Origin of the sequence: Streptomyces tricolor, assembly GCF_002155905.1 — a bacterium.
Taxonomy (GTDB): Bacteria; Actinomycetota; Actinomycetes; order Streptomycetales; family Streptomycetaceae; genus Streptomyces; species Streptomyces tricolor.
In genome coordinates this window covers 17,745-33,188 of sequence record NZ_MUMF01000375.1, presented here as the reverse complement: position 1 = coordinate 33,188, position 15,444 = coordinate 17,745, and the positions used below count along the sequence as shown (strand labels likewise).

At 72.8% G+C, this 15,444-nt stretch carries 12 protein-coding genes, 1 pseudogene and 1 riboswitch; of the genes and pseudogenes, 4 read left to right on the top strand and 9 right to left on the bottom strand.

Annotation, left to right across the window (positions count from 1 at the left end; translation table 11 throughout):
* Positions 1-489, bottom strand: a pseudogene (locus CCN44_RS46500) (tetratricopeptide repeat protein); the annotation flags it as partial.
* A 245-nt stretch (positions 490-734) separates the two neighbouring features.
* Between CCN44_RS46500 and CCN44_RS25740 the strand changes: the two are divergent.
* Positions 735-1,322 carry a flavodoxin family protein gene (locus CCN44_RS25740; protein ID WP_059251957.1) on the top strand — a complete coding sequence of 196 codons (588 nt, stop codon included), beginning with the start codon at positions 735-737 and terminating at the stop codon, positions 1,320-1,322.
* A 16-nt stretch (positions 1,323-1,338) separates the two neighbouring features.
* Here CCN44_RS25740 and CCN44_RS25735 read toward each other — a convergent pair whose 3' ends face one another.
* The 4 genes from CCN44_RS25735 to CCN44_RS25720 all read right to left on the bottom strand — a co-directional run bounded on the left by CCN44_RS25735 (position 1,339) and on the right by CCN44_RS25720 (position 5,708).
* Positions 1,339-2,223, bottom strand: coding sequence for an ABC transporter permease (locus tag CCN44_RS25735; protein WP_086699915.1), 885 nt, complete (start codon positions 2,221-2,223; stop codon positions 1,339-1,341).
* Complete coding sequence (locus tag CCN44_RS25730; RefSeq protein WP_086699912.1) at positions 2,210-3,184, bottom strand: ABC transporter ATP-binding protein; 975 nt, start codon at positions 3,182-3,184, stop codon at positions 2,210-2,212. The genes CCN44_RS25735 and CCN44_RS25730 overlap by 14 nt, the downstream gene beginning before the upstream one ends.
* A gap of 51 nt (positions 3,185-3,235) precedes the next feature.
* Positions 3,236-4,441, bottom strand: a complete 1,206-nt coding sequence (locus CCN44_RS25725) for a LolA family protein (protein WP_086699910.1) — start codon at positions 4,439-4,441, stop codon at positions 3,236-3,238.
* A 256-nt stretch (positions 4,442-4,697) separates the two neighbouring features.
* Positions 4,698-5,708 carry a polyprenyl synthetase family protein gene (locus CCN44_RS25720; RefSeq protein ID WP_059251948.1) on the bottom strand — a complete coding sequence of 337 codons (1,011 nt, stop codon included), beginning with the start codon at positions 5,706-5,708 and terminating at the stop codon, positions 4,698-4,700.
* Between the two features lie 523 nt (positions 5,709-6,231).
* A riboswitch (cyclic di-AMP (ydaO/yuaA leader) is annotated at positions 6,232-6,412 on the top strand.
* A gap of 3 nt (positions 6,413-6,415) precedes the next feature.
* On the opposite strand from CCN44_RS25720, the gene CCN44_RS25715 reads away from it, so the two are divergent.
* Entirely contained in the window at positions 6,416-6,904 is a 489-nt protein-coding gene (locus tag CCN44_RS25715; protein ID WP_059251946.1) for a transglycosylase SLT domain-containing protein, read from the top strand.
* 48 nt (positions 6,905-6,952) lie between these two features.
* Here the strand turns inward: CCN44_RS25715 and CCN44_RS25710 are convergent, their stop codons facing one another.
* The 3 genes from CCN44_RS25710 to CCN44_RS25700 form a co-directional block, all read right to left on the bottom strand.
* Positions 6,953-7,765 (bottom strand): HAD family hydrolase, encoded by an 813-nt coding sequence (locus tag CCN44_RS25710; protein ID WP_059251944.1) that lies wholly within the window; start codon positions 7,763-7,765, stop codon positions 6,953-6,955.
* A 122-nt stretch (positions 7,766-7,887) separates the two neighbouring features.
* Complete coding sequence (locus tag CCN44_RS25705; protein ID WP_086699918.1) at positions 7,888-9,090, bottom strand: FAD-dependent oxidoreductase; 1,203 nt, start codon at positions 9,088-9,090, stop codon at positions 7,888-7,890.
* 68 nt (positions 9,091-9,158) lie between these two features.
* Positions 9,159-10,493 (bottom strand): carboxylate--amine ligase, encoded by a 1,335-nt coding sequence (locus CCN44_RS25700; RefSeq protein ID WP_237481551.1) that lies wholly within the window; start codon positions 10,491-10,493, stop codon positions 9,159-9,161.
* Positions 10,494-10,738: 245 nt separating this feature from the next.
* Here CCN44_RS25700 and fahA point away from each other — a divergent pair, with 245 nt between their 5' ends.
* On the top strand, positions 10,739-11,956 hold the full coding sequence (gene fahA, locus CCN44_RS25695) for a fumarylacetoacetase (RefSeq protein WP_086699907.1): 1,218 nt from the start codon (positions 10,739-10,741) through the stop codon (positions 11,954-11,956).
* Positions 11,957-12,242: 286 nt separating this feature from the next.
* Positions 12,243-13,181 carry a M56 family metallopeptidase gene (locus tag CCN44_RS25690; protein WP_059251938.1) on the top strand — a complete coding sequence of 313 codons (939 nt, stop codon included), beginning with the start codon at positions 12,243-12,245 and terminating at the stop codon, positions 13,179-13,181.
* 18 nt (positions 13,182-13,199) lie between these two features.
* On the opposite strand, the gene recQ is transcribed toward CCN44_RS25690, so the two are convergent.
* Positions 13,200-15,218 carry a DNA helicase RecQ gene (recQ, locus tag CCN44_RS25685; protein ID WP_086699904.1) on the bottom strand — a complete coding sequence of 673 codons (2,019 nt, stop codon included), beginning with the start codon at positions 15,216-15,218 and terminating at the stop codon, positions 13,200-13,202.
* Between the last annotated feature and the right edge of the window lie 226 nt (positions 15,219-15,444).

The window sequence follows — 15,444 nt, the reverse complement described above, 5'->3', positions numbered from 1 at the left end:
CGACACCGTGGTGACGGACGACGCCGACTCCGACGGCACCGCGGTGGCGGGCGCCGCCGGCTCCGGCCAACCGGACGTCACCGGGGCCGGCGTGTCCGTGCCGGGCTCGGTCATGACGGGTGCCGGGCCGAACTGTCCGGTCGGTGTCCGTGCGGTGCCCGGCGGCACGGAGCCCGGCCGCGGGACGGGCGCGGCGTCCACCCGTACCGGCTCCCCCGTCACCCGGCTGGAGCCGTCCGCGGAGACCTCCAGGGGGACGACGCAGCCCGCGCGGTCGTCGTGGATCGTGGCCCTGACCGGGGCGCCGAGGCTGATGGCCAGGCGCTGGAGGTGGTTCAGGACGGCCTGCTGGATCTCCTCGCCCGGTGCCGCCACGACCGGCGTCCCGCCCACCGACGCGACCCCCGTGCCGGAGACCCGGACAGTCACCGCCGTCGGATGCGCCACGGGCTGCTGCGCCCGCTTCTTCTCGAAGCTGAGTCCAGCCATCGGTGTCCCTCACTCCCCCGCGTCGCGATCCGGTCGTACGCGTCCTGCCCACCAGTGTGTCGGCTCCGCCCGGCTTCCGCGTCACCACGGCGTCACAGCCTCGCACCAGCCGCGCCCGGGAGCACCGGGGGGCGCCCGGGAGCACTCGGGGAAACCCTGGCGGAAATTGCTTGCGCGTGCATAAAATGCACACGCCTTTTCTTCGCGGTACCGGCTTCCCGGTACGTGACGCATCTGGGGGATCCATGAACCGCCGCTTCCTGTTCGTCCTGGGCAGCTCCCGCCCGGACGGCAACACCGAGCTGCTGGCCCGCGAGGCCGCCGCACAGCTGCCCGCGGAGGTCGAGCAGCAGTGGATCCGCCTCGCCGAGCACCCGCTGCCCGACTTCGTGGACCTGCGCCACGACAGCGACCACGTACGGCCGCCCGCGGACACCACCGCCGGTCTGCTGCTGGACTCCACCCTCGCGGCGACCGACATCGTGATCGCCTCGCCGCTGTACTGGTACTCGGTGTCCGGCCACACCAAGCGCTACCTGGACTACTGGTCGGCCTGGCTGCGCACCCCCGGCGTCGACTTCAAGGCGACCATGGCCGGGCGCACGCTCTGGGGCATCACGGCGCTCGCGGACCGGGAACCGTCGGTCGCCGACCCCCTCGTCGGCACGCTCAACAACTCGGCCGCCTACCTGGGGATGCACTTCGGCGGGGTGCTGCTGGGCAGCGGCAGCGCGCCCGGCGACGTCCGCGAGGACACCGACGCGCTGACGCGCGCCAAGACCTTCTTCGCCCAGGAGGCGCCGCTCGCCCGCTTCCCGCACCAGCGGGCCTAGAGCCTGCCTGGCGGCCCTACACGCTGATGTCCTTCGCCGTGAACCGCGCCCAGGCCGCCGAGCCGAACACGGCGGCGTACAGCCCCTGGAGGCCGAGGTTCTTCACCAGGTCGTCCCAGTAGACGGGCTCGCGCATCAGGTCGGCGAAGGACAGCCAGTAGTGGGAGAACAGATAGGGCTGCACCGCGTGCAGCTGGGGTATCTGGTCGACGATCTGCACAGTGATGAGCAGGCCGACGGTGGTCGCCATGGCCGCGATGCCGCTGTTGGTGAGGGTCGACACGAACAGGCCGAGGGCCGCCACTCCGACCAGTGAGGCGGCGACGACCAGGGCGATCAGCAGGGCCCGGCCGAGCCCCTCGGCGAAGCTGATCCGGGTGCCGGAGATCGTCGTCAGCTCGCCCAGCGGGAAGAGCAGCGCGCCGACGATCAGCGCCGAGACGGCGACGACCAGGGTGGCCAGCAGACAGAAGGCCAGCACGGTCGCGTACTTGGTGAGCAGCAGCCGGGTGCGGCCGGCCGGGGCGACCAGCAGATAGCGCAGGGTGCCCCCGCCCGCCTCCCCGGCGATCGCGTCGCCCGCGACGACGCCGACCGTCATCGGCAGGAAGAACGGCAGGGTCGCGGCCAGCGCGGTGAACACCAGGAACAGCCCGTTGTTGGTGATCTGCGTGATGAAGGCCGGGCCCTCGCCGGACCCGCCGCCCACCGAGCCACCGCCCCGCGTCTCGATCCGCACCGCGACCCCGACCAGGACCGGCACCGCGGCCAGCACCCCGAGCAGGGCGAGCGTGCGCCAGCGGCGGACGGTGGTGACCAGCTCGCTGCGCAGCAGCCCGAGGGCCCACAGCGGGTTCGGCCGGCGCCCGGCGCCCGCCTCCCGCACGTCAGCCCGCGACATCGAAGCCCTCCCCGGTCAGCGCCACGAACGCGTCCTCCAGCGAGGCGCGTTCCACCGTCAGGCCCCGGACCCGGACACCGGCGGCGACCAGGGCCGCGGTCACCTCGGCGAGGTCCCGCTCGGGCGGCTCGCCGGTGACCCGCTCGCCGTCGGCGGTCACGTCCCCGACGCCCAGTTCCTTCAGCACGCGGGCCGCCTCCGCCCCGTCCGGGGTGGTCACCACCAGCCGGCCGCGCGCTCCGGCCGCCAGGTCGGCCACCGCGCCCTGGGTGACGAGCCGGCCCTGCGCCATGACCGCCGCGTGGGTGCACACCTGCTCGATCTCGTCCAGGAGATGGGAGGAGAGGAACACGGTCGTACCGTCGGCGGCCAGCTCCCTGACCAGGGTGCGGATCTCGCGCATGCCCTGCGGGTCGAGGCCGTTGGTGGGTTCGTCCAGCACGAGCAGTCTGCGCGGCTGGAGCAGCGCGGCGGCCAGCCCCAGGCGCTGCTTCATGCCCAGCGAGTACGCCTTCGCCTTCTTGCCCGCGGCAGCCGCGAGGCCGACCCGGTCCAGTGCCGCGGCGACGCGGGCCTTCCGGGTGCGCGGGTCGGCGGTCGGGTCGGCCGCGTCGTAGCGCAGCAGGTTGTCCCGGCCGGAGAGGAAGCCGTACAGCGCGGGGCCCTCGATGAGCGCGCCGACCTGCGGGAGGACCGTGCGCGCCGAGCGGGGCATGGGGTGGCCGAGCACCCGGGCGGTGCCCGCGGTCGGCTCGATCAGACCCATCAGCATGCGGATGGTGGTGGTCTTGCCGGAGCCGTTCGGGCCGAGGAAGCCGAAGACGCTGCCCGCCGGGACGGTCAGGTCGAGACCGTCCACGGCGAGCTGTCCGCCGCGGTAGCGCTTGGTGAGACCGCGCGTGGCGATCACACTCGCCGGCGCGTCCCCCGGGTCCGGCTGCGTGGCGGACGGCTCGTCCATCGGCTCCCCCCTCGTGTCATCCGTCGCGTCGTGCCCGGACCGGCCGGGCGGTCACTTGCCCGCCTCGGCCGCCTTCACCAGGGCCTCCTTGGTCACCGCGCCCGCGTACACCTTGCCGTCGTCGGTGATCAGGGCGTTGACCAGGCGGGTGGAGAAGACCGTGCCCTTGCCGAACTTCCCGTCGACCTGCTCGCCGAGCGAGCCGAGGAAGCCTCCGAGGTCACCGCCCTGGGAGCCGGTCGGCAGGCCGCCCTCGGCGCCGGTGTCGAAGGTGGCGACGGAGGTCCAGCCCTCGCCGAGGACCTTCGGCCCGTCCTTGCCCTCGAAGCCCTGGGCGAAGTCCTCGCCGTGCTTCGGGGTGTGCCGGGGTGCCGCGTCCTTCTCCTCGGTGACCTTCGCGCCCTTGGGCGGGGTGAAGTCGAACGTGGAGGCGGCCGGCTTGGCGAAGGACACCTGGGTGAAGCCCGCGTCGAGCACGGCGGCGCCGCCGCTCTTCGGGGTCAGCGTGAACTTCAGCGGCATGCCCGTCTTCGCGTCCACGGCGATGCTGATCGCGCCGACCGTGGTGCCGGACTGCCTGGGCTGGATCAGCAGCTTGTAGGCGTCGCGCCCGGCGACCTGCGCGGTGCCGTCGACGGTGACGGACGTGGTGTCGTCCACCGCCTTCAGGGCCTCGTCGGCGAAGTCCTTGGGCGTGGCCGGCGGCTCGGCCCGGTGGTCCTTGCCGGAGCCGGCCGTGGTGGAGTGGTAGACCTCGTTGCTCTTGCTGTCGTAGCCCCAGACGTCCTTGCCGTCGTGGATCAGGCTGTACTCGGCGCCGCGCTCCAAGAGGGAGAGCTTCTGCCGGTCCGGGCCGTCGGCGGCGACGCGCAGGGTGTGCGTGCCGGAGACCAGTTCGGTGAGCTTGGCCTGGGGGTCGGCGGAGGAGCCGTCGCCGGAGCCGTCCTCGCCCGCCCCGGAGAGCAGGCCCTCCTCCAGGCCGCCGAGGTCGGGCAGGCCGAGGTCGGTGCTGACCTTCACGGTGCCGGACAGCTGCTGCACGTCCGACTTGGCGATCTTCTCGATGAGCTGCTCTGCGCTGATCCTCGGCAGGTCCGGGTCACCGGAGTCGGCGAGCGCCGGGACCAGGCCGATCGTGGCCGCCGCCACCCCCACCACGGCGACCGGGACGCCGTACCGGGCGGCCTTGCGCCGGCCGGACCGCGGGTTGTCGTCCCGCGCGGCGCCCACTGCGTCGTCGGATTCGTACGGTGCCATGTGTGCCTTACCTCCGTCGTCGGCGGCGGCTGCCCTCACGCTGGTCCGCTGGTCCACCCTGAGCCGCCATTCTCACCCGAATCGGTGAGGAGTGGTGATTTCCGTGGTATCCATCTGACCAAATCGGCCGTGCGGAAGCGTCAGACCACGGAGCCAACTCCGTGTACACCTGCGGTATGACACGCGGCGGCGGTTTCTCCACCCGACCCGTAGGGGTCGCGCCGGCGGCGGTCGCCCGTGCGGGTGGCCGGCCGGGTCAGCCGGCGCGGTGCACGACCGCGTCGCACAGCTCCATCAGGGCCGCCTTGGCGTCGCACTCGGGCAGCGGGGCCAGCGCGGCCCGCGCCTCCTCCGCGTACCGGACGGTGTCCCGGCGGGCCTGCTCCAGCGCGGGGTGCGCGCGCAGCCCGGCCAGCGCCTCGGCGTGCCGGGCGTCGTCGCTGAGGTCGGAGTCGAGCAGCTCGCACAGCGCGATGTCCTCGGGCCGGCCCAGCCGGGCCGCGCGCTCGCGCAGCCGGAGCACCGGCAGCGTCGGGATGCCCTCGCGCAGGTCGGTGCCCGGGGTCTTGCCGGACTCGTGGGAGTCGGAGGCGATGTCCAGGACGTCGTCCGCGAGCTGGAAGGCGACCCCGAGCCGCTCGCCGTACTGGGTGAGCACGTCGACGACCCGCTCGTCGGCGCCGGACATCATCGCGCCGAACCGGCACGACACCGCCACCAGGGAGCCCGTCTTGCCCGCGAGCACGTCCAGGTAGTGCTCGACCGGGTCACGCCCGTCCGTGGGGCCCGCGGTCTCCAGGATCTGACCGGTGACCAGCCGTTCGAACGCCAGGGCCTGCACCCGGACCGCCTCGGGGCCGAGGTCGGCGAGGATCTGGGAGGCGCGGGCGAAGAGGAAGTCGCCGGTGAGGACCGCGACGGAGTTGCCCCAGCGGGCGTTGGCGCTGTCGACGCCGCGCCGCACGGCCGCCTCGTCCATGACGTCGTCGTGGTACAGCGTGGCCAGGTGGGTCAGCTCCACGACCACGGCCGAAGGCACGACGCCCGGCGCGTAGGGGTCGCCGAACTGGGCGGCGAGCATCACGAGGAGTGGCCGGAAACGCTTCCCGCCGGCCCGCACGAGGTGCTGCGCGGCCTCCGTGATGAACGGCACCTCGCTCTTGGTGGCTTCGAGCAAGCCTTCCTCGACAGCCGTCAATCCGGCCTGGACATCGGCTTCCAGAGCCTGGTCCCGCACGCTCAGCCCGAACGGCCCGACGACGGTCACGAGGGGTCTCCTGTCTGCTGGTGTCTGCTGGCGATTACACGGTTTGTCGATAGGTCGCTGCCATCACTCAAGTCAGCGTATCCGGTCCGCTTTCGATCACCGATAGCGCCCACCGGTCCAGCCCGGGCGGTATCGGACCATGCCCGGCATGGTTTTGATCACACAGTAAGAACGGACATTTATTGACTTAACAGCAATACAGACACCGTGTCGCAACCTCTCCACTCCCTCTTCTCCGCCACCTTAGGCGGGAATCCCTCTCATCCCTCATGCCCGATTTGAAGTGTTTTGCTATTTCGTGAATTGGGTCACGCACCCCGCATACCCACCGCACCCCCCGGAACGCCTGCGGCCCCTTGCCACGTCGGCGAGTTGAGGATTGGCATCCGCAAAGGATCAAGCACCTCATACGACGTCGATCAAGGTCAAATCGCACGTTGTATGAATCCGGTACTTGTTCCCGACATGTGCTCTCGCATACGTTCCGGGCCGTCGGGCGGACGCCGAATCCTGCCGCCGCCCGCATAACCCATCGACGAACTCATTCGTACGGCAGGAGCGGGGGACCCAGGTAAGCCGCCGGTCCGGACGGCACACGCCGCACCGGGACGGCTAGGGGTGAAGCCGTGCCTCCTCGGGGCACGGCCGGGCACCTCCCCGCCCGAACCCGACAGCTCACCTCGCAGGCGTCGGAGAGGAACGTCCCCATGCCTGCTGCCGCCTCGTACCGCCGCACCCGGAAGAACCGCCTCGTCCGCGCCCTCGCCGCCGTCGGCACCGGCGCCGCCGTGCTCGCCCTGCCGCTCATCGGCGCGACCGGCGCCTCCGCGGCCACCGGGACCACCACGACGGCCGCCACCACCACCGCCGGATACCCGAACAACCTGGACGGCTGGATCCGCGAGTCGCTCGCGATCATGGCCGAGAAGGGCATCCCGGGCACCTACAACGGCATCCACCGCAACATCATGCGGGAGTCCTCGGGCAACCCGATGGCCATCAACCTCTGGGACTCCAACGCCGCCAAGGGCATCCCGTCCAAGGGGCTGCTCCAGGTCATCGACCCGACGTTCAACGCGTACCACGTGCCCGGAACGTCGTTCGACATCTACGACCCGGTCGCGAACATCACCGCCGCCTGCAACTACGCCGCCGCGCGCTACGGGTCGATCGACAACGTGTTCGGCGCGTACTGAGCGACTGCCCGGCCGACCGGCCGGCTGACGTGCCGACTGACATGCCGGTCAGTCGGTCGGAAACAGTCTTTCGAGGACGACGGCGACGCCGTCGTCCTCGTTCGACAAGGTGATCTCGTCGGCCACGGCCTTCAGTTCGGGGTGCGCGTCGGCCATGGCGACACCACGCCCGGCCCAGGCGAACATCGGGACGTCGTTGGGCATGTCGCCGAAGGCGAGGGCCCGGTCGGCACCGATCCCCAGCCGCTCGGCGGCCAGCGCCAGCCCGGTCGCCTTCGTCACCCCGCTCGGTTGCAGTTCCACGGTGCCCGGCCCCGACATGGTGACCGTCGCCAGCGAGCCCACCACCGAGCGGGCCACGGCCGCCAACTCGTCGTCGGACAGGGTGGCGTGCCGCAGCAGCACCTTGCTGAGGGGCGCGCCCCACAGGTCGTCCCGCCGGTCGACGCGCACCGCGGGCAGTGTCGGGTGGGGCATCCGGTAGCCGGGCTCGATGAGGGTGAGCCCGTCCACGCCGTCCTGGTCGACCGCCGCATAGACCTGCCCCACCTCCGCCTCGATCTTGCCGAGCGCGGTCTCGGCCAGCTCCCGGTCCAGCCGGACCGACCACAGCAGACGGCCGGTCCCGGCGTCGTAGACCTGCGCTCCCTGCCCGCACACCGCGAGCCCCGTGCAGCCGAGGTCCGCCAGCAACGGCCGTACCCGCGGGGCCGGGCGGCCCGTCACCACCAGGTGCCGGGCGCCGGCCCGCGCCACCCGCGCGAGCGCGGCGAGCGACCGGTCGGAGACGGTGTCGTCGCCGCGCAGCAGCGTTCCGTCCAGGTCAGTGGCGATGAGTGCATATGCCGGGGTGGGTGCCATGATCAGAGAATACGGACCCCGCGCCCCGCCGACTCACCTGCCGTTCCCGGCATTTGCGCACGGCCTGGCCTCAAGTCCCGCCATGTGTCGCCCAGATGGCCGTAGCAATCCGGAGACCAGCCTCAACCGTGGTCTGCGGCAAGGTGTTTCGCCAGGCGCGGGGAGGCGAACTCCGTACCGCAGACGAAGCGCATCACGGGGCCGTACGACGCCGCTGCCGGCAGGCCGGTGAAGTACAGGCCGGGCACGGAGGAGACGTAGCCGGGGCCGAGCCTGGGGGCGCCGCGGCTCACCGCGAGCCGGGTGCGCAGCTCGTGGCCGAGGAAGTCCATCGCCGCGATGTCCACCCGGTAGCCGGTGGCGGCGATGACGTGGTCGGCGGTGAGGTGCTCGATACCGCCGTCGTGGGTGCGGACGGTGAGCACCGGGCTGCCGTCCCGCGCCTCGGCGCCCATCACCCGCGCCACCTCCCGCACCCGCACCGCGCTCTCGAAGCGCTCGCGCAGCCACCAGGCGCCGAGCGGGCCGAGGACCCGGCGGACCAGGTGGTGGCGGACGGCCTCGGGCAGGAACCGGTACGGCTGCGGGTGACGGCTGAGCGCCCACAGCGACCAGGCGCGGCCGAACGGGGACGCGGGACGGAACCTCGGCTGCTTCCAGGGCGGGGCGCCGAAGGCGACTCGGCCGTGTCCGCGCGCGACCACGCGCACGTGTGCGCCCGCCTCCGCCGCGAGCGCCGCCGTCTCCAGCGCGGACTGGCCGGCGCCGACGACGATCAGCTCCTTGCCGGCGAACCGGCCGAGGTCGTGGTGCTGGGCGCTGTGCGAGACCGGGCCGGTCGGGGCGGGCCCGTCGGCCGCCGCCGCGGCCAGCCCGGCCGGCAGGTGGGCGAGCCCGGACAGGCCGGTGGCCACGACGACCGCGCGCGCGGTGCACAGCTCCCCGGAGTCCAGTTTGAGGTCGAACCCGTCGCGGGTGCCGCGGTCGACGGAGACGACCCGCACCCGCTCCAGATCGGGGACCAGCTCGCGCTGGAACCACTCCCCGTAGGCGATGAAGGTCTCCACCGGGATGATGTCCTCGTCGGTCACCAGGCGGCGGGTCCCGGCCGCGTCGCAGTAGTCGGCGAGGGTGTGGCCGGGCTGGGGGCAGTCGAGGTTCGAGGCGGCGGGCGTCGACTTCAGGAGCATGCCCTCGGGCATGTGCTCACGCCAGCTCACCATGGGGTCGCCGAAGACGCGGACGGGGATGCCGCGCGCCCGCAGATGGGCGGCGGTGGACAGGCCGAACGGCCCGGCCCCGATGACTGCAACCGGTCGGATCACGAAGTCCCTCCCCAGGACACGGTGCGCCACGCTGTCGTGGTCGTTGCCTACGCCGTGGTGGTCGTTGCCTACGTCGTGGTGGTCGTTGCCTGCTTCGTGGCGGTGGTCTGCTGCGGGGGTGTCGTCGGCCGCTCGGTGGCGGTGGTGGCGGTGGCGGCGCCGCGGCGGCCGGTCCGCCACAGCCGGCGGAGGTGCTTCGCGCCCGGGCGCACGGAGCGGGCGAGCATCGTCAGGAACGGCAGCGGGTCGTCGCCCGCGAACCAGGCCAGCTCCGTCCCGCTCGCCCTCGCCGGCGCGTGCGGTGTCGTGTAGCCGCTGCGCCGGTAGGCGAGCAGGGCGGGCAGGTCGATGTTCTCCACGACGAAGCGGTGGCCGGCGCGCTGTTCCCCCTCCGGCACGGGGCGGCCGGTCAGGTGCAGGTGCAGCGCGCGGACGACGTCCACGCCCGACGCGTTCTCGAAGAGCCGGAACTGGGCGCCCATGCGCGGGTTGAAGTCGAGGAGCTTGTACTGTCCGTCGCGCCGGTCGAAGCGCAGGTCGAGGTCGGCGACGCCGCTGAAGCCGATCCGCTCGATGAAACGAGCGGCGAGGCCGGCGAGTTCCCGGTTGTCGACGACGTACGCGTGCGCCGTCATGCCGGCGTGCGGCGGCCAGGCGCGGACCTTGACGCCGGTGAACAGCGCGAGCGGGCGGGAGTCCTGGTCGAAGCAGGCGTGCACGATCCAGTCCTCGGCCTCCTCCCGCGGCAGGTACTCCTGGAGGATCACCCCGGGCTCCTCGCCCCAGTCCCGGGCCAGGCCGAGCAGTCCCGCGCGCGTGCCGATCCGTGTGGTGCCGGTCACGGCGGGGCGGAGGCGCCGGACGAACGCCTCGCGGTTCTTGGCCACCACCGGGAAGCGGGCCGTGTCGGCGAAGGCGACGATGTCCTCGTACGAGCGCGGGAACGCCGCCGCGGGACCCGCGACGCCGTGCTCCGCGCACAGTTCGTGCAGTCCCTGCTTGCTGGCCAGGCGGCGGGGCAGCGCGGGATCCACGCGCGGGAAGAGGAAGGATCCGGCCAGGTCGTCCTGGCGCTCGGCGATCAGGACGGCGGCCTCCTCGTCCGTCGGGAGCAGGACGGCCGGGCGGCCGATCCGGCGGCCGATGCGCAGCAGGCCCTCGACCAGCCGGCCCGGGTCCTCCGTGCCGGTCGTCGGCCACACGAACGCCTTCTTCAGGTAGCGCGAGGAGGCCGCCGGTGTGTACGGGTCCTCGGCGATGGCGTACATGGGCACGCCCAGGCGGCCCAGGCTGCGGATGGCGCCGACGCCGCCGTGGTGCAGCGGGTAGTCACCGAACTTGACGATCAGTCCCGGCACGTCACGGTCGACCGGCACGGGCACGCTGACGGTGTTTGCGGCCACGGGTCCCCCCACGTGTCCCCCAATGGAACGGACCCACCCCGTCCGAGTCCCAAATGACGCTAAGCCGGAATTCCCTCCTCCCACAAGGCTTATCAGGACATTGCGAACTCTTTAGACACTGTGCGAGCAACCTTTCGAGTACCGGGTGAGGCACTGCCCAAGACACGCGAGTCGGCCGTAACGTGTGGCCCGACCACATGGAACGCATCGCCGTGCATGGCCCGATGAGAGTGAGGCAGCACCCCATGCCCCCCTTCGACGTCCCCGAGGGCGACCCCTTCGGCCCGCACAACCTCCCCTACGGCGTGTTCTCGCCCGCCGGCAGCACGGAGCGGAGGATCGGCGTCCGGCTCGGGAACCACGTCCTCGACGCGGGCGCCACGGCCGCGGCGCTCGGCTCGCCCCACCAGGCGCTGCTCGCCCGTCCCACCCTCAACCCGCTGCTCGCCGCCGGCCGCGCCACCTGGTCGGACGTACGGCGCGCCGTCACCTCCTGGATCACCGACCCGGCGCACCGCGCGACCGTCGAGCCGCTGTTCCACCCCCTGTCCGAGGTCACCCTGCATCTGCCCTTCGAGGTCGCCGACTACGTCGACTTCTACGCCTCGGAGAACCACGCCCGGAACGTCGGCCAGATCTTCCGCCCGGACGCCGAGGACTCCCTCACTCCCAACTGGAAGCACCTGCCGATCGGTTACCACGGCCGCTCCGGCACGGTCGTCGTCTCCGGCACGGACGTCGTACGGCCGTCCGGGCAGCGCAAGGGTCCGGGCGACCCCGCGCCCGTCTTCGGCCCGTCGGTCCGGCTGGACATCGAGGCCGAGGTCGGCTTCGTCGTGGGCGTGCCCTCGCGGATGGGCAGCCCGGTCGCGCTCGGCGACTTCCGGGAGCACGTGTTCGGGCTGTGCCTGCTGAACGACTGGTCCGCGCGGGACATCCAGGCCTGGGAGTACGTCCCCCTCGGCCCGTTCCTCGGCAAGTCCTTCGCCACCTCGGTGTCGGCCTGGATCACCCCGTTGGAGGCGCTGGAGCACGCGCGCGTGGCGCCCCCGGAGCGCACGCACCCGCTGCTGCCCTACCTGGACGACTCGGCGCCCGGCAGCGAGCCCGGCGGTTACGACCTCCGTATCTCCGTCGCGATCAACGGCCATGTGGTCTCCGAGCCTCCGTTCTCCACCATGTACTGGACCGCCGCCCAGCAGCTCGCCCACATGACGGTGAACGGCGCCTCGCTGCGCACCGGGGACCTGTACGGCTCGGGCACGGTCAGCGGGCCGGCCGAGCACCAGCGCGGCTCCCTGCTGGAACTGACCTGGAACGGCCGCGACCCCCTCGACCTCCCCGACGGCAAGCGGACGTTCCTGGAGGACGGGGACGTGGTGACCCTGTCGGCCTGGGCTCCCGGCGCGGACGGACGCCGGATCGGGCTGGGCGAGGTCAGCGGGCGGATCGTGACGGGCTGACCCCGCGACCGGTGGCGCCGGTGCGCGCCGGCCCGGCCGGCCGGTGCCGAGGGCCGGTCGGTGCCGGCCGGGCCTCCGGCTGCGGCGCGGGCACGCGCGGGTGGTGTTGTGCGCACCGCCCCACGCGCGTGCCGCGGTCGCGCCGGATCGTCGCCGACACCTGACTCTCGCCGCCCGTCTTCGTCATACTGACGGGGACACGCACACGCGCGAGCCGCCGTCGTGTGACGCGTGCCCGGCACCACCGACCCCGCACACCTCTCCGACCAGGAACCGGAGCCCCGGCATGACCGTCTGCCTGCTCCTGCTGAGCGTCGTCGCCCTGACGGCCGCCGTACCGGCGCCGCGCGCGCTGACCCGGGCCGCCTGGCCCGAGCGGGAACCCGTGGTCGCGCTGTGGGCGTGGCAGTGCCTGGTCGCCACCGTGCTGCTGTGCTGCCTGACCGCCCTGGTCCTCGGCGCGGCGGCGGTCTTCCACACCGTCCGCGACCACGTGTTCGCCCCGGCGCCGCCCGCCGTCACCGCCGCGTACGACCTGTCCACCGCGCCGGTGTGGGCCGCGGTGCTCACCGTGCTGCTGGCCTGCGGGGCGGCCTGGACGACGGCGATGCTGGCACGCGAACTCGTCGAGGCCCGCCGCAGCCGGGGCCAGGCCCGGGCGCAGCTGCGCGAGCGCGCCCCCGAGCTGCCGGCCGGGCTGCCCGCGGCGCGCGGGCCGATGCTGGTGCTGGAGGACGAGTACCCGGACGCCTGGTGGATGCCGGGACATCCGCCGCAGCTGGTCGTCACCACGGGGGCGCTGCACCGCCTCACCGACCTCCAGCTGGACGCCGTCCTCACCCACGAGCGCGGGCACGCCCGCGCCCACCACGACTGGCTGCTGCACCTGTCCACGGCCCTCGCCACGGGTTTCCCGCGGGTGCCGCTCTTCGCCCACTTCTGCGACCAGACGCACCGCCTGGTCGAGCTGGCCGCCGACGACACGGCCTCCCGGCGCTGCGGGCACCTCACCACGGCCCTCGCCCTGATCGAGCTGAACCAGCACCGGGGCGTCCTGTCCTGCGACTCCAGCCGCCGCCTCCTCGGCGAGCGGGTCGACCGCCTGCTGGAGCCGCCGCCACGGCTGCTGCGCCGGCACCGGGCGCTGACGACGACGGTGGCCGCACTGGTGCCGTTGCTGCCGCTGCTGATCACCTTCGCTCCGGGCCTGACGGCACTGTCCTGAGCGTCCGGGGCCGGCGGGCTATATCCAGTCGTCCGGCTCCGGCTCGTCCGCCGGCTCGGGCCAGTCGGGGTCCGGCGCGTCGGTGGCGGCCGGGGTGCCGGTGGCGGCCGGGGCGTGGTCGGCGGCCGGGGCCGAATCGCCCAGGGAGGCCAGCACCTGGAGCACGCCCTCCCCGTACGTCGCGAGCTTCTTCTCACCGACGCCGCTCACCGTGCCCAGTTCCCGCACCGAACCGGGCCACCGGGTCACGATCTCCCGCAGGGTGGCGTCGTGGAAGATGACGTACGCCGGGACGCCCTGTTCCCTGGCCTGCTCGGCGCGCCAGGCCCGCAGCGCCTCGAAGGCGGGGAGCAGCGCGTCGGGCAGCTCGGCCGCGGCGGCCTTGGCCTTGCCCTCGCCCCCGGAGGCGCCGGCGGACCGCGACCGGGACGCGGTCGGCTTCTTCGGCTCCTTGCGCAGCGGCACCTCGCGCTCCCGCCGCAGCACCGAGCCGCTCGCCTCGGTGAGGACCAGCGTGCCGTACTCCCCCTCGACCGCGAGGAGTCCCTGGGCCAGCAGCTGCCGGATGACGCCCCGCCACTCGCCCTCGCCGAGGTCCTGGCCGATGCCGAAGACGGACAGCTGGTCGTGGTCGAACTGGATCACCTTGGCGGTGCGCTTGCCGAGCAGGATGTCGACGATCTGCATCGCGCCGAACTTCTGACCGCGCTCCCGTTGCAGCCGCACCACCGTGGACAGCACCTTCTGCGCGGCGATCGTGCCGTCCCAGGTCTCGGGCGGGGTGAGGCAGGTGTCGCAGTTGCCGCAGCCCGCGGCGTCGGCGTCCTGGCCGAAGTAGGCGAGCAGCTGGCCGCGGCGGCACTGTGCGGTCTCGCACAGCGCCAGCATCGCGTCGAGGTGGGCGGCGGCCCGGCGGCGGAACGCCTCGTCGCCCTCGCCGGACTGGATGAGCTTGCGCTGCTGTATGACGTCGTTCAGGCCGTACGCCATCCACGCCGTGGACGGCAGGCCGTCGCGGCCCGCCCGGCCCGTCTCCTGGTAGTAGCCCTCGATCGACTTGGGCAGGTCCAGGTGGGCGACGAAGCGGACGTCCGGCTTGTCGATGCCCATGCCGAAGGCGATCGTCGCGACCACGACCAGGCCGTCCTCGCGCAGGAACCGGGACTGGTGTGCCGCGCGCGTGGCCGCGTCAAGGCCCGCGTGGTACGGCACGGCCGCGATGCCGTTGGCGGTCAGGAACTCCGCCGTGCGCTCCACCGAGTTCCGCGAGAGGCAGTAGACGATGCCGGCGTCGCCCGCGTGCTCCTCCCGGAGGAAGGCGAGCAGCTGCTTCCTGGGGTCGGCCTTGGGCACGATCCGGTACTGGATGTTGGGCCGGTCGAAGCTGGCGACGAAGTGCCGGGCCGTCGGCAGGTGCAGCCGCTGGGTGATCTCCTGGTGGGTGGCGCGGGTGGCCGTGGCGGTGAGGGCGATCCGCGGGACGTCCGGCCAGCGCTCGCCGAGCAGGGACAGGGCGAGGTAGTCGGGGCGGAAGTCGTGGCCCCACTGGGACACGCAGTGCGCCTCGTCGATCGCGAAGACGGAGATCTTGCCGCGGGAGAGCAGGTCCAGCGTGGCGTCCAGGCGCAGCCGCTCCGGCGCCAGGTAGAGCAGGTCCAGCTCGCCGGCGAGGAACTCGGCCTCCATCACGCGCCGCTCGTCGAAGTCCTGCGTGGAGTTGATGAAGCCGGCGCGGACGCCGAGGGCCCGCAGGGCGTCCACCTGGTCCTGCATGAGGGCGATCAGCGGCGAGATCACCACGCCGGTGCCGGGCCGGACCAGGGCCGGGATCTGGTAGCAGAGCGACTTGCCGCCGCCGGTCGGCATGAGGACGACGGCGTCGCCGCCCGCCACCACATGCTCGATGATCGCCTGCTGCTCGCCCCGGAAGGCGTCGTATCCGAAGACCCGGTGCAGCGTGGCCAGCGCCTCGCTGCCGGCCGTGCCCGGCCCCTCGGTCACCTGTGCCATCTCGCTGATCCCGCCCGTCACGCCCATCGTCCTGTCCCCCGTCGGTCCCCCGTGTGTCGTCTCTCGACCGCTGCATCCACCATAGGGGTCCGGACCGACAGCCTCGGAGTTATCCACAGGTTCGGTCGGGAACGGCCGGGCCGCGGTGCACGTGCGGATCAAGACGCGCCGCGACCGGACATCGGTGACCACGGACACATGGCGCTGCCCGGCACCCTCGCTCAGGGTGCCGGGCAGCGGCAGGTGCGAGCGG